Here is a 25,414-nt window from a genome sequence, read left to right as displayed (position 1 = left end):
TACAGCGAAGAACAGATCAATTACACGATTTTTTTTCATCATCATGTTTTCACAATATCCGTTTTTCTCATAAAGACATCTAAAAACACTATTTTTAATTATAAAAAATCTAGGCAATAGTATTGATGACGAGCAAAGAACATAGCACATTTCTAAAGATTGAGGTTTTCAACATGACTTTACGATTAGGCGACACCGCCCCAGACTTTGAACAAGCGTCCAGCCAAGGAACGATTCAATTCTATGATTATCTAGGTGATCACTGGGGGATTTTATTTTCACACCCTGCCGATTACACACCTGTGTGTACGACAGAACTTGGCTATACAGCAAAATTAAAAGATGAATTTGAAAAACGTGGGGTAAAAGCCATTGCACTTTCAGTCGATGATGTTGAATCACACCAAGGTTGGATTAACGATATTAATGAAACACAAAATACCCAAGTCAATTTCCCGATCATTGCAGATAAAGACCGTAAGGTTTCAACGCTTTATGACTTTATTCATCCCAATGCCAGTGAAACACTGACTGTACGTTCTTTGGTGATTATTGATCCAAATAAAAAAGTTCGCTTAATTATCACTTATCCTGCTTCTACAGGTCGTAATTTTCATGAAATTTTACGGGTCATTGATTCTCTACAACTCACAGATAACTATAAAGTTGCAACACCTGCCAATTGGCAAGATGGCGAGGATGTGGTGATTGTTCCTTCACTCAAAGACGAAACAGAGTTAAAACAACGCTTCCCAAAAGGTTACACGGCGGTTAAACCCTATTTACGCTTAACACCGCAACCCAACATCAATTAAAGGATGGAACGTATTTTAAAATTAAAAAGGCTTATTGCAATCACTTTTGGATCGAGTTCATCACGAAAGGTATTGTAATAAGCTTTGTTTTGTTTGAGTTTTCAATGCTACATCACATAAAAATTATAATAAATATTAAAGCTAAGCCACTATTTTACAAAATAGTTTCTGCTATATTTCATAAAATACATATAACTCTGTTAATATTATTTTCAATAACAAATGCTCTTTTATCAACAACAAACATTGAGAAAAAAACATGAAAGGTACAATTTTAGATTACAGCATACAAAGCAATTCTGGGGTCATTAGCGGAGATGATCAAATTCGCTATCCATTTACTGGCGCAGAATGGAAAGCCGATGTGCCACCTAATCGTGGTATTCGAGTGGATTTTGATGTAGACAGTATGGGGAATGCGTTGCAAATCTATACTGAGCTTAAAACCAGCAATACATTTCAGTCAATTAATCATCAACTCGACCAAATTTCTAATCCAAATAAAGATGAAGAACAATACAATCCAATTGATTGGTTCGTAAAATGTATAAAACAATATGTGACTTTTGACGGACGTGCACGTCGTAAAGAGTTTTGGTTTTTCATTTTAGTATCTATAGGTTTAGGTATTATTGTTCAAATCATAGATCGAATTATTGGTACAGAACCTTTGTTAAATGGTTTGTTAAATTTAGCATTATTTTTACCAAGCCTTGCTGTCGGTGCACGTCGCTTACATGACGTCGGTCGCTCTGGTTGGTGGCAACTCCTTTCACTGACCGTCATCGGGGTGATTGTTCTTATTATTTGGTGGGCGACAGACACTAAGCAAGAACAAAATGAATATGGATCACCTGCACGCTAATTGGTCTTGAAATAAAATTAAGGGCTTATATAGCCCTTAATTTTTAAATGAATAGATTCTCAAATGAATAATAGTTGCTTAATCTCAACCATATTTACGAGCAAAATCCTGATCAGATGTACAGAGATAAATAATAAACTCAATGAAAGCAACAATTGAAGGAATAAACGTCCAACAGAAAACCAAATAGACAATGCCCCAGCCGATTTGACCTAAATAAAACTTATGTGCACCAAAACCACCTAAGAAAAATGCCAATAAAGCAGCAACAATTCGATTCTTTTCACCCAATTGATTCGGTAACTGAATAGATTGATTCATCAAATAAATTTCAGCCGCTTGACCTGCTCCATCAACTGCAAAATCAACACGTTGACCGCGACTTGGCGCATGTTGCTCACGCCATTGTACCCCTGAGAATTGATATCTATTTTGATCATCACCCGTGATCACACCAGAATTGGTTTGTACTGAATAATCAAGTATTTGACCTTTCATGTTTTTCCTTATTTTTCTTGAGAATTTGAAACATCAGTATAAAAATTATCCATGAATTTTTCAAATAATTTCTTATATTTTGAGAGTTTATCGAAAAAATTAAAATACATTTAAAAGAAAATCTTAAAAATAAAAAAAGACACTGATGTGTCTTTTTTTTTCAACGTAATCTTTACGCAGGAATACGTAAAACCTGTCCTGGGAAAATTTCGTCAGGATCTTTTAACATCGGTTTATTTGCTTCGAAAATTTTAGGGTACTTATTCGCATCACCATAAACCTCTTTAGCAATTTTAGACAAGTTATCACCAGATTTCACCGTATAAAACTTACTTTCAGGTTCAGGTGTGACCACCGTCATTTGATCATCGACTTGAGCGACATGATCAATATTACCCACCGCTAGAATGATTTTTTCTTTATCCGCCTGTGTCTGTACTTGACCTTGAATGGTTGCTAAATCAGTTGCACCATTGTAGCTCACTGAAAGCCCTGTAACAGGTAAACCTAGTGCTTTAATATGACCGAGTAATTTATTTGCGATTTCTTGAGCAGACGGCTCTGAAGGCGTAGCAGGTGCAGCTTGTGGCTCAGCAGGTGCTGTATTCTTTTTCCCAATTCCTTTAATAAAATCAAAAAGACCCATGTGTTACTCCATACGAATAGTGAACTTGTTTTACTGTGAATGATTTCTATTGTGTTATAAAAATTTATAAACATTATTCTTATAGCTAAAAAACATACTGAATAACGTTGTCATTGGTGACATAAACGTAACGTTATGTAACTCACATTTTATTTGAAAAACAAATCCATTTTCACAAGATGTAAAAAAGCCACCAGAACGGTGGCTTTTACGCATAACACAAGTGTTACACAGTCAACTGATTAACCAAGTTTTTTAGTTACATAGTCAATCGCTGATTGAACAGTCGTGATTTCGTTAGAATCTTCATCAGGGATAGTGATGTCGAAGTCATTTTCGAAAGACATTACAAGTTCTACTAAGTCTAAAGAATCAGCACCTAAGTCATCCATGAAAGATGCTTCGTTTTTGATTTCTTCAGCCTTGATACCTAATTGTTCTGCAACAGCTTGTTTAATGCGTTGTTCGATATCGCTCACAGGAATTCTCCTCATTGCTTGTGGCGGCGTTTTAATTGCCTGATAGTTTAATTGAATATTTAGTTTTTTCAAAGTTTATACATCGCATTAAGCCATGTATAAACCACCATTTACGTGTATTACTGTACCTGTGATGTAACTGGCTTTATCAGAAGCCAAGAAACTCACTGCATTTGCAATATCTTGCGTTTCACCAAAACGGTTTAATGCAACTTGATCGCTCATTTTTTTACGAATATCTTCGCTTAATTGTTCTGTCATTTCAGTCGCAATAAAGCCCGGTGCAATCGAGTTAACAGTAATCTGACGACTTCCCATCTCTTTTGCAAGACTACGACTAAATGCTTCAATTCCAGCTTTAGCAGCAGAATAATTCGCTTGTCCCGGATTTGCAAAATGTGCAACCACTGAACTGATATTGATAATGCGACCAAAGCGAGCTTTTGTCATACCTTTCAATACGCGTTTAGACAAACGGAATACGGCTTTAAGATGAATATTTAAAATATCATCCCAATCTTCTTCTGACATACGCAATAAAAGATTGTCTTTGGTAATGCCTGCATTATTCACCAACACCATTACTGAACCATATTTTTGTTCAATATCTGATACCAATGCATCAATTGCAGCACCATCACGTACATCGAGAACAGTACCTGCACCATTTTCAGCAAAAGCAACAGAAAGTTTTTCTGCACCTGCCTCTGAAGTTGCCGTACCAACAACAAAATAACCGTCTTGAATCAATTGTTGAGCGATGGCAGCGCCAATCCCTCTACTCGCACCTGTAACTAATGCGACTTTTCGTTCTTGTGTCATGCAATTTTCCCTTCAGCTACTAAAATAGCATTCAGTGCATCTTCCATACGACTTTGTGTATCGAGTGGGAATGCTTTTTCTATATTGGGTAAACGTTTCGCTAAGTTCGCCAATACATTACCAGGACCACACTCTGCAACATATTGAATTCCTTGATCTTGAAGGAACTGCATTGTCTTGGTCCATTGTACTGACTGATATAGCTGAGCTGTCAATGCTTGGCGTAATTGCACTGTATCCATTGCAATTTCTGCGTTGACATTTTGTATTACAGGAATACTCGGCAACTCAATGGCAGTATGTTCCAATGCTTCGGCAAACTGCTCTGCCGCTGGTTTCATCAATGAACAATGCGATGGGACAGAAACTGGTAATGCAATTGCTTTACCGCCATTTTCTTTTGCAGATGCCATAACAACATCAACCAAAGCTTTATCACCAGCAATCACAACTTGCCCTTGCGCATTGTAGTTTGCAGCTTCAACAGCGCCACCACCTTGAGCATTGGCTTGGTTGCATAGCTCAATTACCTTAGCATCATCCAAACCAAGAATCGCTGCCATGCCACCTTGACCTTGCGGTACAGCAGATTGCATAAGCTTGCCACGTAAATGAACCAATTTTACCGCATCTGCCAAAGTCATTGAATTCGCTGCGACCAATGCGCTGTACTCACCCAATGAATGCCCTGCAAGATACTTTGGTGCAACACCACCTAAATCCAACCAGATCCGCCACAATGCAATACTTGCAGTCAGAAGAACAGGTTGAGTATTTTCAGTTTGATCTAAACCTTCGCCACTTTGTGCGATGTGCCATAAATCGAAACCGATTGCGTCTGAAGCTTCGGCAAAAGTTTCTTGCACACCACTAAACTGTTCAGCAAATTCAGCAAGCATGCCTACTTTTTGTGATCCTTGACCAGGAAACAAAAAAGCGGTTTTGGTCGCTGGAGCTGCTTGTTCGAGTCGTCTAGCAGACATATAAAAGTCCCTTATTTAATCTTGATCGTTTCCGATGCCGCAATTTTACAGCAAAAAAAAATTATTTTAATTGCGAAATACAACAAAAAAGCACAGATACTAAAAACAAAAAAAGGGAGCTTTCGCTCCCATTTTTTTCATTAAGCTCACGCTTAACACTGTCTCAATTATTCAGCATCTGCTGCTTTAGCGAATAATTGACGACCACGGTAAATACCATCTTTAGTCACGTGGTGACGGCGATGAGTTTCACCAGTAGTTTGGTCTACAGTTAATGCATTCTCGGTTAAAGCGTCATGTGAACGGCGCATGTCACGGCGAGAGCGACTTTTACGGTTTTGCTGAACGGCCATGATGGCTCCTTACAAATCGAAAAAATGGATCAGAACAAATTCGGTTGTCTTAACTTAACAGTATAACACAAAATTTAGTTAAGTTTACCCTTCAAACTTGCCAAAACATCAAACGGATTATCCCGTTTTTCTTCGACAATGTCCTGAACGGCAGGTTGATGCTTATGCTCACAAGCATCATGCTTAGGAGATAAAGGCATCAACAATAACAATTCATCTTCTAAAAGTGCAAGTAAATCAACAGTTGCAGGAGTATTACTTACATAATCCCCTTTTGTTGTCGCTTCACTTTCACCTAGCACGATGAAATCAGCATCCTCATCCAAGCGCTCTATCAGTGACTCATCGTCCATTAAAGCTATATGTACGTCAGAAACTAATGGTATTTCAACAGGTTCCAAACAACGTTGGCACTCCATTGGCACTTTCGTTTCTACACGACCATCTAGCCATACGATACGATGATACGCATCCATTGATAGCTTACAGTCTATGGTGATCAATTGATCATCAATTGGTCCAACAGCTTCACGGGAAATTCGAACAAAGCGAGATAATGGCAGTGTTCCTGACCATTTAAAGCCCTGTTCAGCCCATTTAAACGGCTCTATCTGTGCCGGAAAGGTATTTGCTGACATAATTAAGGCGGCAATTCTACAAATTCATCGGTACTCTGTCAAAGATTAAGATACAATTTTGTACTTATTTAGACAGATCATTTGGGTAATACAAGTTATGCATCAGTTGCAGCCGCAACCTGAAGTCACCACTTCATCACAGTTCAACGCAAATTTACCTTCAAATTCTGCTGAAAATATAGCCCAAGTGCAACGTTTACAGTGGGTAGATTTGCAGAGTGAAGCTCAACAGGTCGACTGGCTTATCTTACACTTTAATCAATGGTTTTCCCACTTAAATGTTGAACTCGTCCGCGGAGAGTTTGAACCTGAGTATTTTCCTGCGCTAGATCAAGCGCCTGCACGTATTCAATTTGCGCATGGTTTTTTCAATAGCGCCTTACATGAAATCAGTCATTGGTCGATTGCTGGAGAAAAGCGCCGCTTATTGCCTGATTTGGGTTATTGGTATGCACCCGATGGTCGCACAGCAGAACAGCAAGCTTTATTTGAGCAAGTGGAAATCAAACCTCAAGCCATTGAATGGTTATTTTCAAAAGCCTTTGGTCGGAAATTTCGTGTTTCTTTGGATAATTTAACCGGCGAAGGTGGTGATGGCACCACTTTTAAAGACAATGTGTATGCTCAGCTTCAAAAATATTTAGGTGGTGAAATCCCTCTTCCGCGTGATGCAAAACATTTCATTGAATGTATTTGTGCATCGACAAGAAGTGGCAAAACATTACACAGTACAGAATTTAATCGAAAAGATTTAGATTAATCATTTTCATCATTCTAAAGAAAGAAATTATGTTCGCTTATTTCAGCTTTTTTGAATGTTGTTTAGGTATTTTTAAAAAGTCTAAATTTAAAATGGGTCTAAATTTGGGTGAAAATGCTTATTTCATTTAATATTTGATTCAATTGAAGGCCTATTCCCAAGCCACTTATATTTTCGATACAGATTATTTTTTATATTGATTACAAATAATAGTGTTCTATTTCATCTATTTTCAATACCATATGACTATAGAGAATTTGAATCAGGAGAAAAATAATGCTGCATTTAAGAGTACATCCTGACAACCCACAAACCAGATTAATCGATCAAGCTGTTGAACGTATTCGTGCAGGTGATGTTATTGTCTATCCGACGGATGCGGCTTATGCCATTGGCTGTCAAATTGGAAATAAAAACGCCATGGAACGTATTGCTCAAATCCGTGGTTTAGGTGCAAAGCACCAGTACGCCATCATTTGTGCAGATTTATCGGATATTGCAACTTATGCAAAAGTCGATAATGCAATGTATCGTTTACTTAAAGCCAATACCCCTGCCGTCACAACGTTCATTCTACCCGCAACCAGTGAAGTCCCTCGTCGCTTGATGCATCCAAAGAAAAAAACTATTGGTTTACGTGTCCCAAGCAATCCTGTATGTCAAATGTTGCTTCGAGCTTTAGGTGAACCCTTGCTGACCAGTACTTTGATTCTTCCTGGTCAAGATGCGCCGATGGATGATCCTTATGATATTGAACAACAACTCGAAAAACGTATCGATGTATTTATTGACAGTGGTTTAGGTACTTTAACGACTACCAGTATTGTGGATTTATCTGGTCAAAACCCTGAAATTATCCGCCGAGGTGTTGGTGATGTAAGCGCTTTTGAATAAGCGCTTACTCAACTATTTTTAGATAAAATTGCAAAAATTATTAGTTCAATATTTTAATTCAATAAATAAGCTATCTTTAACCAAACGCATTATGGTGATAAGAATGAACCTATTCACTGTATTACTTAATATTCAAGAGTATTCTGAAACCGATGTTCTGTATGTAGAGCAACCTTGGTCTTTAGAATCAGATGTAATTCTTTTAGATGGCTCAAAAGAAGACACCAAGCCAATGGTAAAAAATCACCAAGTTTTTGAATATTTTTTAGAAATTTTTATGATCAATGAACTATTTGAAGATTTAGAAACTCAAAACTTATGTATTCAGGATCAATGCCAAAGAATTATTGAATATGTCATTAATGATGCCTAAATGTATTTGAGCATTATGAGGATAATCTCTACTGTTGAGAATCGATGAAATGTGTATCAGTCTAACACACCCTATATAAACCAGAATTTAACTATGTCCCTCCTTCATATTGTATTAATTTTAAACATTTCTTCGTATTGAGTGAATGCACAAAAAAAATTAGAATAATCCGAAATTTTCAATCAAATACTAAAAATGAATAATCAACAAAAAATCAAAACCGAAATAGAACAACTCACATTGATCATTCATCAGGGTATAAATCAACAATCCACGAAGTTTGATCTAAATACCGTCTTTAATAAAGTCTCAGGGGATTTACCCTTAGGCGCTGATGCTCCGACTTTTTCTAGTCGTAAAAGAATGATTACCTTCCAAGCATTAAGCAAATTCATTCAATTTTCTGTTTTATCCTTGATCACTTTAATATTTGCAAGTTCATTATTCTTCATTGTTTTTGCTGGAAAAGTTAAAATCACATTTATTTTCATAGGTTTAATTTGTTTAGTGTTCAGCTTATTTTTCTTAAAGCATGCGCTGAATCGCCTAAAAGTATATTTCGCACTAAAAAATGTTCAGCAAATTATTGCTAACCCTGAAAAATCATTACCTTTGGTAGATGAATTTTCAATTGCGCAACAATTCTCTAAAGAACGTATGATAACTCGACTCATTGGTTGTTTGATTACAACTCTTAGCGGTGCCATTTTATGGCATATCATAAATACATCACCTCAACCTGTTGTACAAATTACATTTGTTTCACCATTCATGTTTATGTTAGGTATTGGAATTATCCTCACTCCTATTTCTAAAGCAGAAAGCTTACATCGTTATGGAACGACTCGATTACCGTGGAAACTTTTCCCACCTACATTAAAGCTTTGTATTATTATTGGGGTTTTGATGACAATACTTCTTATTGGATGGCATGAAGGTTTATTTCCACTCACACAATAAAACTTTATAGCTATTTTAGTTTTTACAAATTACATAACACTATCATTTGGTCATTGGTATTTCTTTCATTTCAGTTTATAAACGAAATAACAATCCTAAAAACAAATGCTTAAATTATGATTTACAACGTACATCATCTTCATTGTGGAACCATGTGCCCCATTTGTGCACCGCTATATGGACAAAAAGGTTTATATGGAAAAATGGTCTGTCATTGCCTCCTTGTTGAAAGTGATCAAGGTTTAGTATTGATCGATACTGGATTTGGTATGCAAGACTACCTACATCCGCAAACCCGTTTAGGGAAAGCTTTTACCAAAATCAGTGGTCTACAATCTAATTTTAGCCTCACTGCTATTTCTCAGATTCAACAATTAGGCTTTAAACCCTCAGACGTTAAGCACATTTTAGTGAGCCATTTGGACTTAGATCATGCAGGGGGCATTTCAGATTTCCCAAATGCAACGGTTCACATCTTGTCCAGTGAGTTTAATGCAGCACAAAAACTTTCGGTAATGAATAAGTTACGTTATAGAACAAAGCAATTTAAAAATCATCGTTACTGGAATTTTCTTGAACCTAAAAATGGCGAAGCATGGTTTAATTTCCATAAAGTTCAAGGTTTTAATATTTTTAATGATGAAATTTTATTAATTCCACTTGTCGGACATACCGTGGGGCATTGTGGTATCGCGATCAAACAACAAGATGGATGGTTATTATTCTGTGGCGATGCTTATTTCAATCACCTCGAACTCAATCCCAATAATAAATTACGAACGCTCGATAAAATTGAATATCTTCTCGCAGAAAATAATACATTACGATTAAAGACCTTATCACAACTACAACAGCTAGCACAGAATGAACCTAAAATTGAAATTATCTGTGCACATGATCCCGTTGAATTAGAGCGATATTTTAAATGATCATAAAGTCTAAGCATTTAAGTTTTTCAATTTTATTGGTCCTCAGTTTACAACTGACTGGGTGTATGACCACACCGACAATTGCAGAAGATCAACGTCCTCAGCAATGGGGAAAACTTGTCAATAAACAACATAATTTCTATCAAATCAGCCAAACAGTATATCGCAGTGAACAACCCAGTGCTGAGCTCATCCCAGAACTTGAAAAAAATCATATTGATATCGTGGTTAATTTAAGAAGCCGTGATAAAGATAAGTTGGTATTGGCGAATCAATCTTTTAAATTGGTACATGTGCCCATCAATACTTGGGCCATTAACCGAGATGATTTACTCAAGGTAATGCAAACCATTCAAACAGCAGAGCAAAAAAATCAAAAGGTATTGATCCATTGCTATCATGGTTCGGATCGCACAGGTGCAAGTGTTGCAATGTACCGAATTATTTTTGAAAACTGGTCAATTGATGATGCTTTGAATGAAATGAAGCACGGTGGTTATGGTTTTCACCCAATTTGGGCAAATATTGAAAAATTATTTACCCCTGAAAATGTAAGATGGATTCGTGAGCAACTCACGAATCCATCTTAAAGTATCTATTTATTCTAATTGATTAACGTCGATCTAAAGGAACCCATTCGATCACCCAAGCCGATTTCATCCCCAAGCTTGCATCTGTATTGATTTTCTTACGGGCTGCATCGGCTGTTTCGCGATCTTTGGCAGGTCCAACCATGATACGAATACCTTTAGATGTTGGGCTTTTAGTGACCTTATAGCCTTTTGCACGGAGTTTGGCTGCTACAGCATCTGCATTGGCTTCATTGGCAGCAAGTGCCACTTGTACCATCCATTGCTTATCACCATTTTCCAATAGATCACGTGCTTTTTCAGCTTCTGCCTTTTTCTTGGCATCCTCTTGCGCTTTACGTTTTTTCTCTACTTCAGCTTTGCGTTCAGCCTCTGCTTTTTTATCAGCAGCAGCTTTCTTTTCTGCCTCAGCTTTACGTTGCTCTTCTATTTTAAGCTGTTCTTCTACCTTACGTTTTTTCTCATCCGCCGCTTTTTTCTCTGCATCTAACTGACGCTTCTTATCCTCTGCCGCTTTTTTCTCTGCATCCGCAGTAGCTTGACGCTTCTGCTCAGCTAACTTCTTTTCAGCATCTGCTTTTTGTTTTAATTGTGCATTTTGCTGTTCAAGTTGCTTCTGATCAGCAGCTTTTTGCTGAGCTTTGGTCTTTTCGTCTTGCACCAACTCAGGTGGAATATCTGTTCCCTCTTGCGCTGCGGCTCCACGTCTTGCATTCATTGCAGCATATTCTTCTGCCGCTTTACGTGCTGCGTCAGCCTCAGCTTGTTGTTGCATACGTAAGAATTCAGCAGCTTTGGCTTCTTGTTCTGCAACAGCTTTTTCACGTGAACGCTTCTGCTCTTCAAGCAAACGTTTTTCAGTTGCAACATCAACTGTTAGTGGTTGTAATTGAATAGCTTCGCCAGCAGATGCGTTTTTATTTTGCTGAACTTGTTCGACAGGCTGAGTTTCAACCTGTTTTTGATGAATTTCTTCTTTGCCTTTTAGAAGTAATGCCGCTAATAAAACACCACCACTTAGTAAAACAACGCCACCCATCCAGCGTTGCTTGTTATTCATTGACATTCTTCTAAATACTCCCAGACCGCTTCTAAGGTATGAAACGAACCGCACACCAAAATCAGCTGATTATTTTTTGTATCTGCAAGCGCTGATTGAAATGCTGCTTGTACACAATTAAATTGTTCGACTGTTTCACCCTGCAATGCAGCTTGTAATTGTTCCATAGATGCTGCACGGGGCACAGTTAATGGCGCAATTTTCCACTGTAACACAGTATTTTTCAATAACTTGACCACAGAATTTATATCCTTGTCAGACAACATTGAAAAAATTGAGACAACTTCTGTGTACTGTTTATTGTATTCCAAGAATTTTCGCAATTGCTTTAACAAAAATTCTACACCATGCGGATTGTGTCCCGCATCAAAAATGACAGTTTTTCCGTTAATTTTTCTAACTTCAAAACGACCTTGTAACTGTGCATTTTGAATTCCACGTGCAATGGCCTGTTGTGAAACTTGAAGACCACTTACTAGAATCGCAGCCACAGCAGCCGAAATATTTTCTAGTGCCAAAGCACCTTGTGGAAATTTTAAGGTTGTACCTGAACTAGCAAAATCCCACGATTGCTCATCTTCATTTGAAGAAGCATAAAAATAATCACGATTCACCGCATAAAGTTGAGCTTGGCTTTCTTCTACTTTATTTAGAATGGCTTGTGGTATGTCTTGTTGCCCTGCAAAAATCACTGGAATATTGGGACGAATAATTCCTGCTTTTTCAAAAGCAATCTTTTCAATGCTATCACCCAACCAGTCGGTATGATCTAAGCCAATATTGGTGATCACAGCAACATCAGGGTCAATCACATTGACCACATCCAATCGACCGCCTAAACCAACTTCAAGCACCCATACATCACATTGTTTTTGTTTGAAAATAACAAATGCAGCCAAAGTTGTGGCTTCAAAAAAAGATAACGTTAAATCACATGCACGACGTGCTTGATCAACTTCTACAAAAGCATCGATCAATGTTTGATCATCGACCTCTTGCCCTGCAAGTTTGACACGTTCATTAAAACGATAAATATGAGGTGACTGGTACAAACCGACATTCAAACCTTGTGCATTCAAAATCGCAGCAAGTGTGGTTGTCGTTGAACCTTTACCGTTGGTTCCTGCGACAGTCAAAACTTTAGCATTTGGTTTGACTACACCAAGTGCTTCCGCAACAGGAATGACCCGTTCTAAGCCTAAATCGATTCCCGTAACGTGAACATGGCTCCAATAATCGAGCCATGTTTGTAAATCATCTGTATTTAAAGGTGCTGTATTGTTCAAGACAAATTCATCAGTTTCGCCACTATTCGATATACAGTATCACGTAATGCATGACGATGAACAATTTGATCGATTACACCATGATCAAGCAAAAATTCTGCACGTTGGAACGGCTCTTCTAATTTTTCACGAACAGTTTGTTCAATCACACGTTTACCCGCAAAACCAATCATGGCTTTCGGTTCTGCAATATGTACATCACCTAACATTGCCAATGATGCTGTTACACCACCGTAAACAGGATGTGTTAAAACAACGATATAAGGCAGATGTGCATCTTTCATTTTTTGAATTGCCGCAGATGTACGTGCCATTTGCATCAAAGACAACATGCCTTCTTGCATACGTGCGCCACCTGAAGCAGCAAAACAGATCAAAGGTTGTTTCGTTGCAATAGCTTTCTCAGCAGCTTGCACAAAACGATCTCCAACCACTGTACCCATTGAACCGCCCATAAAGTCAAATTCAAAAGCACAAGCAACCATTGGGATATTTTTAAGCTGACCTTGCATCACAACCAAGGCTTCAGTTTCACCTGTTTTATCCTGCGCTTCTTTCATACGCTCAGGATACGGTCTGCTGTCTACAAAACGTAATGGATCTTTAGCAGAAAACTCTTGACCAAGTTCCGCTGTAACATTGTCAAAGAACCAATTTAAACGATCTCGTGCCTTCATTTTCAAATGTTCATCGCATGATGGGCAAACATAGGCATTGAAAGACATTGCTGTACGAGTTACCAAAGCATGACACTCAGGGCACTCAATGGTCGGTTCTGTAAATGTCGCTTTGAGTGTTTGTTGCTGATCTGGCATATGAATGCCTGGAATCGAACGATCTGTCCACGGGGTAGTAGGACTGAGAATTTTCCCTGATTTCACTTCTTGATTCATACTAACTCATCGAGCGCTGCTCGAAGCTCCTTGACTTTATTCACCGCTGCTTCCACGGCTTGTTCTGGTGCTAAGTTTGCAAAAGGTTTTACAAACGCACTTCCGACAATCACAGCATCTGCAACTTGCCCTACAGCTTTTGCAGAACTTGCATCGCTAATACCGAAACCCACACCTACAGGGATATCTGTAAATGATTTAATTTTTTGAATACGTGTTGCCACTTCAGTCGTGTCTAAAGTTGCAGCGCCTGTCACACCTTTCAGTGACACATAGTAAATAAAGCCACTTGCTTGTTTTACGACATGTTGAATTCGTTCATCTGTAGATGTTGGTGCAAGTAAGAAAATTTGATCCATATCATATTTCTTTAGCACTTCATCTAGGTTTTTAGCTTCTTCAGGCGGTAAATCCACCAAAAGCAAGCCATCGACACCACATTCATTCGCATAAGCGACGAATTTTTCATAACCAATCACTTCTACAGGGTTTAAATAACCCATCAAAACAACAGGTGTTGTGCTGTCTTTCTGACGAAATTCTTTGACCATATTCAAAGCATCTAAGGTATTGGTACCTGCTGCTAAAGCACGTTCAGCAGCCAATGCAATCACTGGACCATCTGCCATTGGATCTGAAAATGGCAATCCAAGCTCAAGTACATCTACGCCCGCATCAACCATTTGATGTAACAAAGGAACTGTTACATGTGGTTGAGGATCACCCGCCATAACATAAGAAACCAATGCTTTACGCTGTTGAGATTTAAGCTGTGCAAATCGAGTGGCTAAACGTGACATAGGGTTGTACATTCCTTGGATTGTTAAACTTGAGGAGTTTGTTTTGTATAAATACAAGACATCACATTGTAACGCTATTTATTACACATTGAATAGAATAACGCAGTAGCACAATGTTATCTCATATTAATACAAAATAACGAACAACCTATGCGCTACATTTAGCGCTATTTTAAAATTTTGGACAATGATCAAAGCTACCTATTTTCTGCTTTTTTTAAATTTATGAATAAATGGATAAACTTAAATTAAATCATTCAAATATCACAATAATGAGATACAAAATCATCTGATTTTAATTTTTATCAAATTGCAAAAGCTGTTTATACTATACAGGCTTATCTCTTTTATTCTTTTGTTATGACCTCTCTCCCACATCGTAAAGTGCAAGCTCGAGGGCTTGTGCTACTGCCACTTATTGTATTTTTAGCGATCTTTTTGGGCAGTGGTATTTATCACTCTATCATTGGAACTGAATTTGCATTTTATCAAATCAAAGCCCCTGTTGCAGCGCTGCCAGCGATTATTTTAGCTATTTTACTCTATCGCGGAAAACTGAATACGGCGATTGAGGAATTTCTACAGGGAGCGAGTCACCCCAATCTCATTCTCATGTTTATGGTATTCATGCTTGCAGGCGCATTTGCGAGTGTATCCAATGCCATAGGCAGTGTTGATGCAACGGTTCAGTTTGGTTTATCTATCATTGCACCTGAATTTGTACTCCCAATGCTTTTTATCATTTCGGCATTTATTGCAACAGCAATGGGAACCTCCATGGGGACGATTGCCGCATGTGCGCCAATCGCCTTTGGATTCTCACAAGCCACAGACATTCAAGCCGTGTATGCAGTAGGTGCTGTGGTCAGTGGTGCAATGTTTGGTGATAACTTATCCATGATTTCAGATACCACTATTGCGGCAACACGCAGTTTAAATGTGGAATTAAGAGATAAATTTCGAGTGAATGTGTGGATTGCACTTCCTGCAGCAATCGTGACCATTTTAATCTATATATTCACCAACCATGACTCACAACCTATTGAATATAAAAATTATAATTTTTGGCTCATTCTGCCTTATCTTGCCGTGTTCTTTTTGGCATTTAGCCGTTTACATGTATTGGCAGTACTTGCAATCGGTGTTGCATTTTCAAGCTTAATCGGGCTGATTGAAACCCCTCACTTTGATCTTTTAAAACTGAATAATTCAATTTATACAGGTTTTGAAGGTATGTTCGAGGTTGCTTTATTGTCAATGCTGTTGGGTGGCCTTTCTGCAATCATGCAAAAAGAAGGTGGATTAGAATGGTTAATTCAACGTATTTATAGCATCACACGCTTATTTAAAGTTGGGAAACAACGTGCAGGCGAAATCGGAATCAGTTTCTTGGTTGTATTTTCTAACATCTTTGTTGCCAATAATACTGTTGCGATTATTTTATCTGGAGATATGGCTCGGGAAGTTGCCAAAGAATATGGCGTAGACCCAAAACGTGCTGCAGCATTGATGGATATTTTTTCATGTGTGGTGCAAGGAATTATTCCTTACGGCGCTCAATTACTCTTGGCCTGTTCGATTGCAAAATTATCGCCTATAGAACTGATTGGTTCGATTTATTATTGCTGGGTGTTGGCTATTTTTGCAGTATTGGCGATTATCTTTAGATACCCTAGATTAACAAATCATGTTTCTTCTTAATTACTATCATTAAAATCATATACTTGAGATAAGTTTTAAAAGGTGAGTGTATATACTCACCTTTTTATTGCTTATTTTTCAACTGCACTTTCTTTTGCAATAAGGTTTGTCCGCTAAATGCCTTATAAGCCCTTGCTAATGCAGATTGATCCGAATAACCCAAACGCATGGCAATTTCAGTAAATTGAAGATTATTTCCCAATAACAATTCACATCGTTTCATGCGCTCAATTTCTACAATCTTTTTAAAAGATGTATCAAAATCATTTAACTGACGCTGTAAGGTCCTGGTAGAGATATTCAATTCTTGTGAAATATCTTCAATTTTAGGTGCTTGTTCTTTTAACCTTAAATATTCTGCAATAATAAAATGCAAATGCTGTGGTAATGTTTCATGGCGCGGTTTCGATGCAATTGCATCCTCTGCTTGCTTAACCAACAACTGCATCAAAGAAGGATCAGCCTGTTGTATTTTGACATTCAACCCCTCTAAACCTAAAACAAAACTATATTCAGGTTTATTGAATGTCACATGACAACCATAAAATTTTTGATAATGGTAAACCGCCATTTGCGGTGGATGAGCAAAATTGACACATTGTAATAAGAATTGATTTGCAGGAACTATTTTGCGTGCTAAATGCATCATCAATGCATTGGTGAGTTCGTTCATCAGCGTATATTTTTCATGGTGAAATGGCCAAATCACATGTACTTGTTGCCCTTTGAGTTCCATTTGCATGGGAAGAATGTGATCACCATCAATCACTAAACGACTGAAACGTAAAATATTTTGTAGTGCTTCAGCAACTGTCGTGCTTCGTGACGCCATGTAGCCCAAAACACCAAAATGTTCAGGACGAACATATTCTGCCATTTCAAAAATAATTTGTGGGCAATCTAAAGCGTGCTTGGTTTTTTCAATCATCTGCTGAAAGAAAAAATAAGAAGATTGAGTATCTATAGGCAATGCCAAAATCGTTTGCAGATGCACTCGGTCATCTTGTAAAAATTCGGCCGTCAAGACATCAATGCCTCGTTCAGACAAATACATCTGCCAAAGATGAAAATATCCATTCGGTATTTGTAATTCTTGCATAAGCTTATGCTCTGATCCTAATCGCCAGTCTTGACATTCGTTTTGACATTTAAAATTTTCATTATGTCGTAAAATGTATAAAAAATGTCAACATCTGTCAAAACAAAGTTGTAAAACCCCGACATACTGAAAATATCAAAGGTGATGCAAGTAAAATAAAATGAATGCATTAGTGAAATATCAAGTAGAACCTGTGGTTCGAAGCAAACTCGATTTTAAACTGAATGAAGTTCCACGTTTTTGGTTCGGTGGTGATCCATTTCGTACTCGAGTATTTGATGCACTGAGTCTAACCTTTCCTGATGGCGAACGTTATTTTATCGAAAGTGTTCGACTATTTCGTGACAAAATTACTGACCCAGACCTACAGCAACGTGTTGCAGACTTTATTCGTCAAGAAGCACAACATGGTATTGCGCATGACAAAATGAACAAAGTCATGAAAGAGCAAGGCATGCCTGTTGATCAATTTATCACTTTTTTAAATAAACTATTTAAGTTCGAACTGAGCCAACGCTCACCACAATACAACATTGCCATGACTGCAGCCGCTGAACACTTGACTGCATTGATGGCTGAAACGTTCTATAGCAAAAAAGAAACCTTGGTCGAAGCACATCCTTATGTACGTGCATTACTGGCTTGGCATGCGATTGAAGAGATGGAACATCGAGATGTGGCTTTTGATGTCATGCGTGAAGTTGGCGAAGTTCCAGAAAGCCTACGCCATTTTTCTCTTGCTTTTATCACCGTGACAATGTTCAGCCTTACTTTGTATCGCGCCAATATCATGCTTGGACACGATGGTTTCAGTCGTCTTGATCGTCTAAAAATGGCTTACAAGGGGCTTCCATGGTTCTTTGGGAAAAAAGGAATGCTCACTGCCATGAAAAATGAATATTTAGATTGGTTTAAAAAAGATTTCCACCCAAGCCAACACCCCATCATTCGACAATATCAAGTTTGGATCGATACCATGGCTGAAACCAATGATCCAATCCAAGCAGGCGAAGCATTTTGGCAAGCTGGGCTTTAAAATAAATCAATGCTTTTATAGGTAAACATGGATGAGTTGATTCACAAATCTATGTGAATTTTAAGTTAGAACGTTGTGAGGAATGCAACTATGAACTTACAAGTAAAACATCAAATTGATCCTGTCGTTCGTACCGACTTAGATTTCAGGCTCAATGAGGTACCCCGATTTTGGTTCAATAATGATCCTTTTCGCACTCGAATGTTTGATGCGCTTAGTCTCACTTTCCCTGTCGGCGAACGTTATTTTATTGAAAGTGTGCGTGCTTTAAGAGATAAAATTACAGATCCTGAGCTACAACAACGTGTCAGCGATTTTATTAAGCAAGAAGCACAACATGGTATTGCCCATGACAAAATGAATGAAGAAATGAAGCATCAAGGCATGCCTGTAGATCAATTCACTCAATTTTTAGCTTCACGTTTCAAATACTTAAAACAGCATCGTTCTAAACAATACAATATCGCCATGACCGCTGCTGCCGAACACTTAACCGCATTGATGGCAGAAACCTTCTACAATAAAAAAGAAACTTTAGCTGAAGTTCACCCTTTTGTTCGTGCGCTGTTTGCATGGCATGCCATAGAAGAAATGGAACATCGGGATGTGGCTTATGATGTAATGATCAATGTTGGTGAAGTGCCCGAAAGCTTACGTAAATTTGCATTGGCCAATATCACCTTACTGATGTTCGGATTTACTTTCTATCGCGCCAATGTGATGTTGAAATATGATGGTTATACAGGCTTGCAGCGTGCCAAAATGGCGGTTCGAGGCATTCCTTGGTTTTTTGGAAGAAATGGTAAATTAACAGCCATGCATCGCCAATATTTAGATTGGTTTAAAAAAGATTTCCATCCAAGCCAACACCCTGTAATTCGTCAATATCAAACTTGGATAGATACGCTAGCTGAAACCAATGATCCAATACAGGCAGGTGAAGCTTTTTGGCAAGCAGCATGGTAATGCATTCAATCTATTTAAGATTTTAAACTATACCGAATAAAATAATGCTTATTGATTGACCAAAATTGACATCTTTAAACTTAAAATTGGCGTGACATGACGTGATGCTTAGACCTTATATTTGTCATAATCGCAATCGAATTAGAATATGTGAAGCAGAATAAAATGAATACATTCACCCAATATCAAGTTGAACCTGTTGTTCGAAGCCATTTAGATTTTAAACTTGATCAAATTCCACGTTTCTGGTTTGGTGGTGATCCATTCAAAACGCGTATGTTTGACGCACTCAGTCTCACCTTTCCAGATGGTGAGCGCTATTTTATCCAATGTGTACGTCTATATAGAGAACAAATTACAGATCCTGATTTACAACAAAAAGTTGCTGATTTCATCAAACAAGAAGCTCAACATGGCATTGCCCATGACAAAATGAATCAGATATTGATGGATCAAGGCATGCCCGTGAAAAGGTTTACACAACATGTCAATCAAAGACTGGGGCATGCGCTGAAACGCTACCCTAAACAATACAATATTGCGATTACAGCAGCTTGTGAACATTTAACAGCACTTATGGCAGATGCTTTTTTTAGTGAAAAAGCAACGATGCAAGATGCACATCCATTTATTCGCGCATTATTTGCTTGGCATTCGATCGAAGAAATGGAGCATCGTGATGTGGCTTATGACGTGATGCGTGAAGTTGCGCATACTTCAAATGCATTACGCTATAGCGCACTCGCATTAGTGACGATATTGATGTTTGGTTTTACCATGCAACGTGCCAACGGGCTACTTAAATGTGATGGTTTTAGTGCTTTAGAACGTATGAAAATGGCGACCAAAGGCTTAGCTTGGTTTTTGGGTTCTAAAGGCATTCTGACTCGTTTACGCCCTGAATACTTAGATTGGTATTCAGCAGACTTCCATCCGAGTCAGCATGCGATTATTCATCAATATCAAACCTTTGTAGATGAACTTGCGAAAACCAATGATCCTATACTAGCAGGTGAGGCTTTTTGGCAAGCTGCTTTATAATCTCTGTAGAGATGTCAGCTAAAAAGGTTTTTATTTAACCCGTTTACTTGCCAAGTCGCCCAATTAAGCAACAGCATTACCATTTGGCATAATGCTGTTCAAGTAATGCATACTCATGTTCTAATTCGATAATTTCGCCTGACTCAGTTTCTATCGTACCACTGACTTTAGACTGCCATTGGCTAAATTGGCTTCCAACAAGACGCAGATTTAAATTTTCAAAACGTCGCCAACCTGTTTCTACGACCAATTGTAATTTTTGATTTAAGGAACGAATTGACCAAACATTTTCATCCAATTTTTCAAAAAGCACATCAGAAAGTGGGTAAAGTACACCGTTCACCCAAAGGCAATTTTCATTACCAAAGCTTTCATTCACACCTGATGCAAGATTTACCCCGATCCGCTGTGCATTTTTATCCCAAAAATTAGTCGATAACCAGAACCATGCTGTTTCAGGTCTTAAGAAACCACATGTATCATCTAAGGATGCCAATGTTTTCTCATTAAAATCAATTATTTCTTTATTTTTATTAATAAAGAAACCTTCTACAGCCAACGTGGTTTTCTTTTGCGTATAGGTCCAACCATTGATTCCGTTTGGACTGCATAAACTCAAAGGTTCTGTTCCTGCACAAAAAATACGTGCTTTGAGTTGTTCTTCCCCATGACGGGTTACTTGGATATAGCGCACGCCATTGGCATGTTGCATTTCAAACTCAAACGGCGATTTGGTAAAATAGCTTTGACTGTATAAAGGTTGCTCATCGACAACCGTACCTCGACCTAAAATCGTGTTGGCATTCCATTCCAATACTTCATTGCTTGCATGGTCATAGATGTAAATAAAACCATGCCCTGCCCAACCGATATCTGCAATCGCAATACCAATCGTATATTGTTCATGTTGTATAGAACAAAATTTAAATTTCTTATATTTTAATTGTTTACGCCATCCAGTTAAGGTCTTCCCATAAGGCGTTTTGTACATATATTGATTTACATCAATCGTTGTCGGTAAATCCTTAAAACGTCCATAACGAGGTTGACCATTACTTTGTATTAAATCCATTGTATATTTCCCAATCCTTTAGCTCAGGGACGTTATAAGACTTTAGTCGAATATCTGATTATTACTATTTTTACAGATTTAGCAATATGATCTATGACCAAAACAATCACTATTTAAGTTTTAGATAAACTGTTCTAAGTAGAAAACTTAGAACGATTTAACCTCAATCTTCTCATTGATATTGCTTAGCTTTTGTTCATTTTAATCAGAATATTAAAAAGTTACCAATATAAAAAAAGTAAAATGGTTTATGTATGATTGATCTCACTGAATATTTTATATAGAAACCTATCTATATTTTTATCATGATGGAAAATGCATAAAACATTCCCACATCATCACAAGAAATCAGTTTAAATTATCGGTGTTTCTTAATTTTCAATACAAAGACCTGAATCCAATGAATTCAGGTCTTTGTTTTAAATCATACAATGCCAGCAGTGCTATAAATACCGTGGCTTGATCATATAAAATTAATTCATTTAATCAATTTTACCACTACTCACTTTATCTTTAAGCAATTGCGGTGCTTTGAAACGCTCACCATATTTCGCTTCAAGTTCATTAGCACGTTGTACAGCTTTGTCTAAACCATATTGATTTAAAAACTGAATTGCTCCACCTGTCCACGGCGCAAAACCTATTCCAAAGATCGAACCAATATTGGCATCAATGACAGACTCAAGGACATTTTCTTCATAACAACGTAAGGTATCTAACGATTGTACAAATAGGAAGCGGTCAATCATTTCTTGCTCAGAAATATCTACATCTTTCTTCCAATGGTTCAAACCGTCCCAAAGATGTTTTTTACCCCCTTCTGGATAATCATAGAAACCTGCACCAGCTGCTTTACCTTTACGGTCAAAAGTATGAATCATGGTTTGAATCACATCATCTGCACCTGAACGAGGTAAATCTTTACCTTCAGCTTGAAGTGCTTTACGTGTTTCATTGGCAACATGTTCAGAAAGCGTCAGCGCAACTTCATCTTGAATGGCCAATGGGCCAACTGGCATGCCCGCTTTGAGTGCAGCCATTTCAATACGAGCTGGGTGTACACCTTCATGCAGTAAACGTAAACCTTCCTGAACAAAAGTACCAAATACACGACTTGTGAAAAAGCCACGGCTGTCATTGACAACAATCGGAATTTTACCAATTTGCTGTACATAGTCATACGCCTTCGCCAAAGTTTCAGCAGAAGTGTTTTTACCTTTAATGATTTCGACCAATTGCATTTTATCGACTGGACTAAAGAAATGCAGACCAATAAAGTTCGCTTGATCTTTCGATGCATTTGCCAAACCAGTAATCGGCAATGTTGAAGTGTTTGAAGCCATCACCCCACCATCGACAAGGAATGCTTCAGCTTCTTGAGTGACTTTCGCTTTGAGTTCTTGATTTTCAAATACCGCTTCGATAATTAAATCACAGCCTTTTAAATCTTCCGCAGATGCTGTTGCAGCAATCAAGCTTAAAACCTGATCACGTTTTTCAGCCGTCATACGACCTTGCGATACTTTTTTATCCAGTAACTTTTGGCTATAGGCTTTGCCTTTTTCTGCATTTTCTACAGAAACATCTTTCAGTACAACAGGAATGCCTTTAATTGCTGTTGAATAAGCAATACCTGCGCCCATCATGCCTGCACCAAGTACACCGACTTTGCTTGCTTGCCATTTTGCAACATCTTTAGGACGGCTTGCACCTGCTTTAATGGCATTTAATCCATGCCAAAAAGTACCGATCATATTTTTTGAAATTTGACCTGTCGCAAGATAAGTAAAGTAACGAGATTCAATGGTCAGTGCCGTATCCACATCGACTTGCGCACCTTCAACCGCAGCCGCCATGATCGCTTCAGGAGCAGGATAGCAACCTTTGGTTTTATCACGGAGCATCGCTGGAGCAATCGCCAGCATTTGTGCAACCGCAGGTGTTTTAGGATCACCACCCGGAATTTTATAGCCTTTAACATCAAAAGGTTGTTGTGATTTTGGATTAGCTTTTACCCAAGCAATCGCTTTGTCCATCAACTCTTCAGCTGTTTCCGCAGTATCTTGAATTAAGCCGAGAGATTTTGCTTTATCTACACCAAACTGCTTACCTTCCATTAAGAATGGAAAAGCATTTTGTAGACCTAAAAGGCGTACCATACGCACGATCCCCCCACCACCCGGCAGTAGACCTAAAGTTACTTCTGGAAGTCCAAATTTAGTTTTAGGATCATTCAATGCAATACGTGCATGACAACCTAAAGCAATTTCCCAACCGCCACCTAAAGCCGTACCATTCAATGCCGCAACCACAGGAACACCTAAAGTTTCGATATAACGAAACTCTGCTTTCATTTTCTGAATCATTTCAAAAAAAGGTGTGGCATCTTCCAAGCGTGCTTGGATTAGCTCATCCAAATCACCGCCTGCAAAAAAGGTTTTCTTCGCTGAACGGAGAATAATCCCAGTAATCGATGTTTCAGATTTCAGTTTAGAAACAACATTTTCCAAAGCCACACGGAAATCTGCATTCATGGTGTTTGCAGATTGGTTTGGAGAATCTAAAGTCAGAATAATAATGCCATCGTCATTTTTTAAATATTGAATTGCGCTCATTATTATTCTCCTTATACCAACTCAATAATGGTCGCAATACCCATGCCACCACCCACACATAATGTTGCCAAGCCACGCTTTTTGCCTTGACGTTCTAATTCATCCAATAAAGTTCCGAGAATCATTGCACCCGTCGCACCCAATGGATGTCCCATCGCAATTGCACCGCCATTCACATTGACTTTCTCAGCAGGCACTTTTAATTCTGTCATAAAGCGCATTACCACAGATGCAAAGGCTTCATTCACTTCAAATAGATCAATATCGTCAATCGTTAAACCAGCTTTTGCCAACGCTTTACGAGCAGCAGGTGCAGGCCCAGTTAGCATAATGGTTGGATCAGAACCGACCAAAGCCGTTGCCAATACTTTGGCACGTGGTTTTAAACCTTGTTCTTTGACTGCTTTTTCAGAAGCAAGTAATACAAGCGCTGCACCATCGACAATACCTGATGAATTGCCTGCATGATGCACATGATTAATTTTTTGCGCTTCTGGATATTGTTGTAATGCAATTGCATCAAAACCCATTGCACCCATCATTTCAAAACTTGGATTGAGTTTTGCTAAACCTTCCGCTGTTGTTGACGGTTTAATAAATTCATCTTGATCTAAAATGGTCACGCCTGCTTTATCTTTGATGGCAACCACTGATTGATTGAAATAACCCGCCGCTTGCGCAGCAGCAGCTTTGCGCTGTGAATTGGCTGCAAAGGTATCAACATCTGAACGTGTATAACCATCTAATGTTGCAATTAAATCTGCGCCAATGCCTTGCGGAACAAAGTGTGATTTTAAATTGGTTTCAGGGTCTAATGCCCATGGGCCACCATCTGAACCCATTGCAATACGGGACATCGACTCGACACCACCTGCAACAACAACGTCTTCCCAACCTGAACGTACTTTTTGCGCAGCCATGTTTACGGCTTCTAAACCTGATGCACAAAAACGGTTAATTTGCACACCTGCAACATCATTGTCCCAACCCGCTGCGATTGCCGCAGTTTTAGCAATATCACCACCTTGGTCTGCAATAGGCGTGACACAACCCAAGACAATATCATCTACTTTCGAGGTATCTAAATGATGACGATCTTTCAATTCATTCAACAATGTGGTCAATAGCGTAATCGGTTTCACTTCATGCAGTGAACCATCTTTCTTTCCTTTTCCGCGTGGTGTGCGAATGGCGTCAATGATATAAGCCTCGCTCATAGCTGTTCCTTTTTATGACTTCT

Annotated in this window: 27 protein-coding genes; 12 read left to right on the top strand and 15 right to left on the bottom strand. The window is 38.3% G+C overall.

Going from position 1 to position 25,414, the window contains the following annotated elements; genetic code table 11:
- Window positions 1-173: 173 nt before the first annotated feature.
- Together GGG_RS0108035 and GGG_RS0108025 are read left to right on the top strand one after the other, a co-directional pair.
- A complete protein-coding gene (locus GGG_RS0108035) occupies window positions 174-815 on the top strand; it encodes a peroxiredoxin (protein WP_010113720.1) in 642 nt (213 codons plus the stop codon).
- 259 nt (window positions 816-1,074) lie between these two features.
- Window positions 1,075-1,680, top strand: a complete 606-nt coding sequence (locus GGG_RS0108025; protein ID WP_010113718.1) for a DUF805 domain-containing protein — start codon at window positions 1,075-1,077, stop codon at window positions 1,678-1,680.
- A gap of 84 nt (window positions 1,681-1,764) precedes the next feature.
- On the opposite strand, the gene GGG_RS21255 is transcribed toward GGG_RS0108025, so the two are convergent.
- From GGG_RS21255 to GGG_RS0107990, 7 genes are all read right to left on the bottom strand, one after another.
- Window positions 1,765-2,178 (bottom strand): TM2 domain-containing protein, encoded by a 414-nt coding sequence (locus GGG_RS21255; protein WP_010113716.1) that lies wholly within the window; start codon window positions 2,176-2,178, stop codon window positions 1,765-1,767.
- 172 nt (window positions 2,179-2,350) lie between these two features.
- Window positions 2,351-2,824 (bottom strand): peptidoglycan-binding protein LysM, encoded by a 474-nt coding sequence (lysM, locus tag GGG_RS0108015; RefSeq protein ID WP_010113715.1) that lies wholly within the window; start codon window positions 2,822-2,824, stop codon window positions 2,351-2,353.
- A 242-nt stretch (window positions 2,825-3,066) separates the two neighbouring features.
- Entirely contained in the window at window positions 3,067-3,303 is a 237-nt protein-coding gene (gene acpP / locus GGG_RS0108010) for an acyl carrier protein (RefSeq protein WP_004723957.1), read from the bottom strand.
- 87 nt (window positions 3,304-3,390) lie between these two features.
- Complete coding sequence (fabG, locus tag GGG_RS0108005) at window positions 3,391-4,125, bottom strand: 3-oxoacyl-ACP reductase FabG (RefSeq protein ID WP_010113712.1); 735 nt, start codon at window positions 4,123-4,125, stop codon at window positions 3,391-3,393.
- Window positions 4,122-5,108: an ACP S-malonyltransferase gene (gene fabD, locus GGG_RS0108000; protein ID WP_010113711.1), complete on the bottom strand. Its 987-nt coding sequence runs from the start codon at window positions 5,106-5,108 to the stop codon at window positions 4,122-4,124. Before fabD ends, fabG begins: the two co-directional genes overlap by 4 nt.
- Window positions 5,109-5,275: 167 nt before the next feature.
- Window positions 5,276-5,461: a 50S ribosomal protein L32 gene (gene rpmF, locus GGG_RS0107995; protein WP_004922151.1), complete on the bottom strand. Its 186-nt coding sequence runs from the start codon at window positions 5,459-5,461 to the stop codon at window positions 5,276-5,278.
- A gap of 74 nt (window positions 5,462-5,535) precedes the next feature.
- Window positions 5,536-6,099, bottom strand: a complete 564-nt coding sequence (locus GGG_RS0107990; RefSeq protein ID WP_010113704.1) for a DUF177 domain-containing protein — start codon at window positions 6,097-6,099, stop codon at window positions 5,536-5,538.
- 97 nt (window positions 6,100-6,196) lie between these two features.
- Here GGG_RS0107990 and GGG_RS0107985 point away from each other — a divergent pair, with 97 nt between their 5' ends.
- From GGG_RS0107985 to GGG_RS0107955, 6 genes are all read left to right on the top strand, one after another.
- Window positions 6,197-6,859 (top strand): elongation factor P hydroxylase, encoded by a 663-nt coding sequence (locus GGG_RS0107985; protein WP_010113703.1) that lies wholly within the window; start codon window positions 6,197-6,199, stop codon window positions 6,857-6,859.
- A gap of 276 nt (window positions 6,860-7,135) precedes the next feature.
- Window positions 7,136-7,753, top strand: coding sequence for an L-threonylcarbamoyladenylate synthase (locus GGG_RS0107975; protein ID WP_010113701.1), 618 nt, complete (start codon window positions 7,136-7,138; stop codon window positions 7,751-7,753).
- A 103-nt stretch (window positions 7,754-7,856) separates the two neighbouring features.
- Window positions 7,857-8,126 carry a hypothetical protein gene (locus GGG_RS0107970; protein ID WP_010113699.1) on the top strand — a complete coding sequence of 90 codons (270 nt, stop codon included), beginning with the start codon at window positions 7,857-7,859 and terminating at the stop codon, window positions 8,124-8,126.
- A 195-nt stretch (window positions 8,127-8,321) separates the two neighbouring features.
- On the top strand, window positions 8,322-9,086 hold the full coding sequence (locus GGG_RS0107965) for a hypothetical protein (protein WP_010113697.1): 765 nt from the start codon (window positions 8,322-8,324) through the stop codon (window positions 9,084-9,086).
- Window positions 9,087-9,202: 116 nt separating this feature from the next.
- Window positions 9,203-10,015 carry an MBL fold metallo-hydrolase gene (locus tag GGG_RS0107960; protein WP_029574497.1) on the top strand — a complete coding sequence of 271 codons (813 nt, stop codon included), beginning with the start codon at window positions 9,203-9,205 and terminating at the stop codon, window positions 10,013-10,015.
- Window positions 10,012-10,605 (top strand): dual specificity protein phosphatase family protein, encoded by a 594-nt coding sequence (locus tag GGG_RS0107955; protein WP_010113693.1) that lies wholly within the window; start codon window positions 10,012-10,014, stop codon window positions 10,603-10,605. Before GGG_RS0107960 ends, GGG_RS0107955 begins: the two co-directional genes overlap by 4 nt.
- A gap of 22 nt (window positions 10,606-10,627) precedes the next feature.
- Here the strand turns inward: GGG_RS0107955 and GGG_RS0107950 are convergent, their stop codons facing one another.
- The 4 genes from GGG_RS0107950 to trpA are packed head-to-tail and all read right to left on the bottom strand — an operon-like array spanning window position 10,628 to window position 14,644.
- Window positions 10,628-11,671, bottom strand: a complete 1,044-nt coding sequence (locus GGG_RS0107950) for an SPOR domain-containing protein (RefSeq protein WP_010113691.1) — start codon at window positions 11,669-11,671, stop codon at window positions 10,628-10,630.
- Window positions 11,662-12,951 (bottom strand): bifunctional tetrahydrofolate synthase/dihydrofolate synthase, encoded by a 1,290-nt coding sequence (gene folC / locus GGG_RS0107945; RefSeq protein WP_010113689.1) that lies wholly within the window; start codon window positions 12,949-12,951, stop codon window positions 11,662-11,664. Before folC ends, GGG_RS0107950 begins: the two co-directional genes overlap by 10 nt.
- Window positions 12,948-13,844 carry an acetyl-CoA carboxylase, carboxyltransferase subunit beta gene (accD, locus tag GGG_RS0107940; RefSeq protein ID WP_010113687.1) on the bottom strand — a complete coding sequence of 299 codons (897 nt, stop codon included), beginning with the start codon at window positions 13,842-13,844 and terminating at the stop codon, window positions 12,948-12,950. Before accD ends, folC begins: the two co-directional genes overlap by 4 nt.
- On the bottom strand, window positions 13,841-14,644 hold the full coding sequence (gene trpA, locus GGG_RS0107935) for a tryptophan synthase subunit alpha (protein ID WP_010113686.1): 804 nt from the start codon (window positions 14,642-14,644) through the stop codon (window positions 13,841-13,843). The genes accD and trpA overlap by 4 nt, the downstream gene beginning before the upstream one ends.
- Before the next feature lie 360 nt (window positions 14,645-15,004).
- Between trpA and GGG_RS0107930 the strand changes: the two genes are divergently transcribed.
- On the top strand, window positions 15,005-16,345 hold the full coding sequence (locus GGG_RS0107930) for a Na+/H+ antiporter NhaC family protein (RefSeq protein WP_010113685.1): 1,341 nt from the start codon (window positions 15,005-15,007) through the stop codon (window positions 16,343-16,345).
- A 64-nt stretch (window positions 16,346-16,409) separates the two neighbouring features.
- On the opposite strand, the gene GGG_RS0107925 is transcribed toward GGG_RS0107930, so the two are convergent.
- A complete protein-coding gene (locus GGG_RS0107925; protein WP_010113684.1) occupies window positions 16,410-17,444 on the bottom strand; it encodes an AraC family transcriptional regulator in 1,035 nt (344 codons plus the stop codon).
- Between the two features lie 160 nt (window positions 17,445-17,604).
- Between GGG_RS0107925 and GGG_RS0107920 the strand changes: the two genes are divergently transcribed.
- The 3 genes from GGG_RS0107920 to GGG_RS0107910 all read left to right on the top strand — a co-directional run bounded on the left by GGG_RS0107920 (window position 17,605) and on the right by GGG_RS0107910 (window position 20,487).
- A complete protein-coding gene (locus GGG_RS0107920; protein WP_010113682.1) occupies window positions 17,605-18,480 on the top strand; it encodes a metal-dependent hydrolase in 876 nt (291 codons plus the stop codon).
- 90 nt (window positions 18,481-18,570) lie between these two features.
- On the top strand, window positions 18,571-19,446 hold the full coding sequence (locus tag GGG_RS0107915) for a metal-dependent hydrolase (protein WP_010113680.1): 876 nt from the start codon (window positions 18,571-18,573) through the stop codon (window positions 19,444-19,446).
- A gap of 165 nt (window positions 19,447-19,611) precedes the next feature.
- A complete protein-coding gene (locus GGG_RS0107910; protein WP_010113679.1) occupies window positions 19,612-20,487 on the top strand; it encodes a metal-dependent hydrolase in 876 nt (291 codons plus the stop codon).
- 76 nt (window positions 20,488-20,563) lie between these two features.
- On the opposite strand, the gene GGG_RS0107905 is transcribed toward GGG_RS0107910, so the two are convergent.
- From GGG_RS0107905 to GGG_RS0107895, 3 genes are all read right to left on the bottom strand, one after another.
- Window positions 20,564-21,559, bottom strand: coding sequence for a DUF2804 domain-containing protein (locus GGG_RS0107905; RefSeq protein WP_010113678.1), 996 nt, complete (start codon window positions 21,557-21,559; stop codon window positions 20,564-20,566).
- A 482-nt stretch (window positions 21,560-22,041) separates the two neighbouring features.
- The gene (locus GGG_RS0107900) at window positions 22,042-24,174 is read right to left on the bottom strand and encodes a 3-hydroxyacyl-CoA dehydrogenase NAD-binding domain-containing protein (protein WP_010113677.1); all 2,133 of its coding nucleotides are present in this window, start codon (window positions 24,172-24,174) and stop codon (window positions 22,042-22,044) included.
- 11 nt (window positions 24,175-24,185) lie between these two features.
- A complete protein-coding gene (locus GGG_RS0107895; protein WP_010113676.1) occupies window positions 24,186-25,391 on the bottom strand; it encodes an acetyl-CoA C-acetyltransferase in 1,206 nt (401 codons plus the stop codon).
- Between the last annotated feature and the right edge of the window lie 23 nt (window positions 25,392-25,414).

It is taken from the genome of Acinetobacter sp. P8-3-8 (assembly GCF_000214135.1).
In the GTDB taxonomy this organism is placed as follows: Bacteria; Pseudomonadota; Gammaproteobacteria; order Pseudomonadales; family Moraxellaceae; genus Acinetobacter.
The sequence above is the reverse complement of the archived record's forward strand: the minus strand, read 5'-3'. Positions and strand labels throughout refer to the sequence as shown.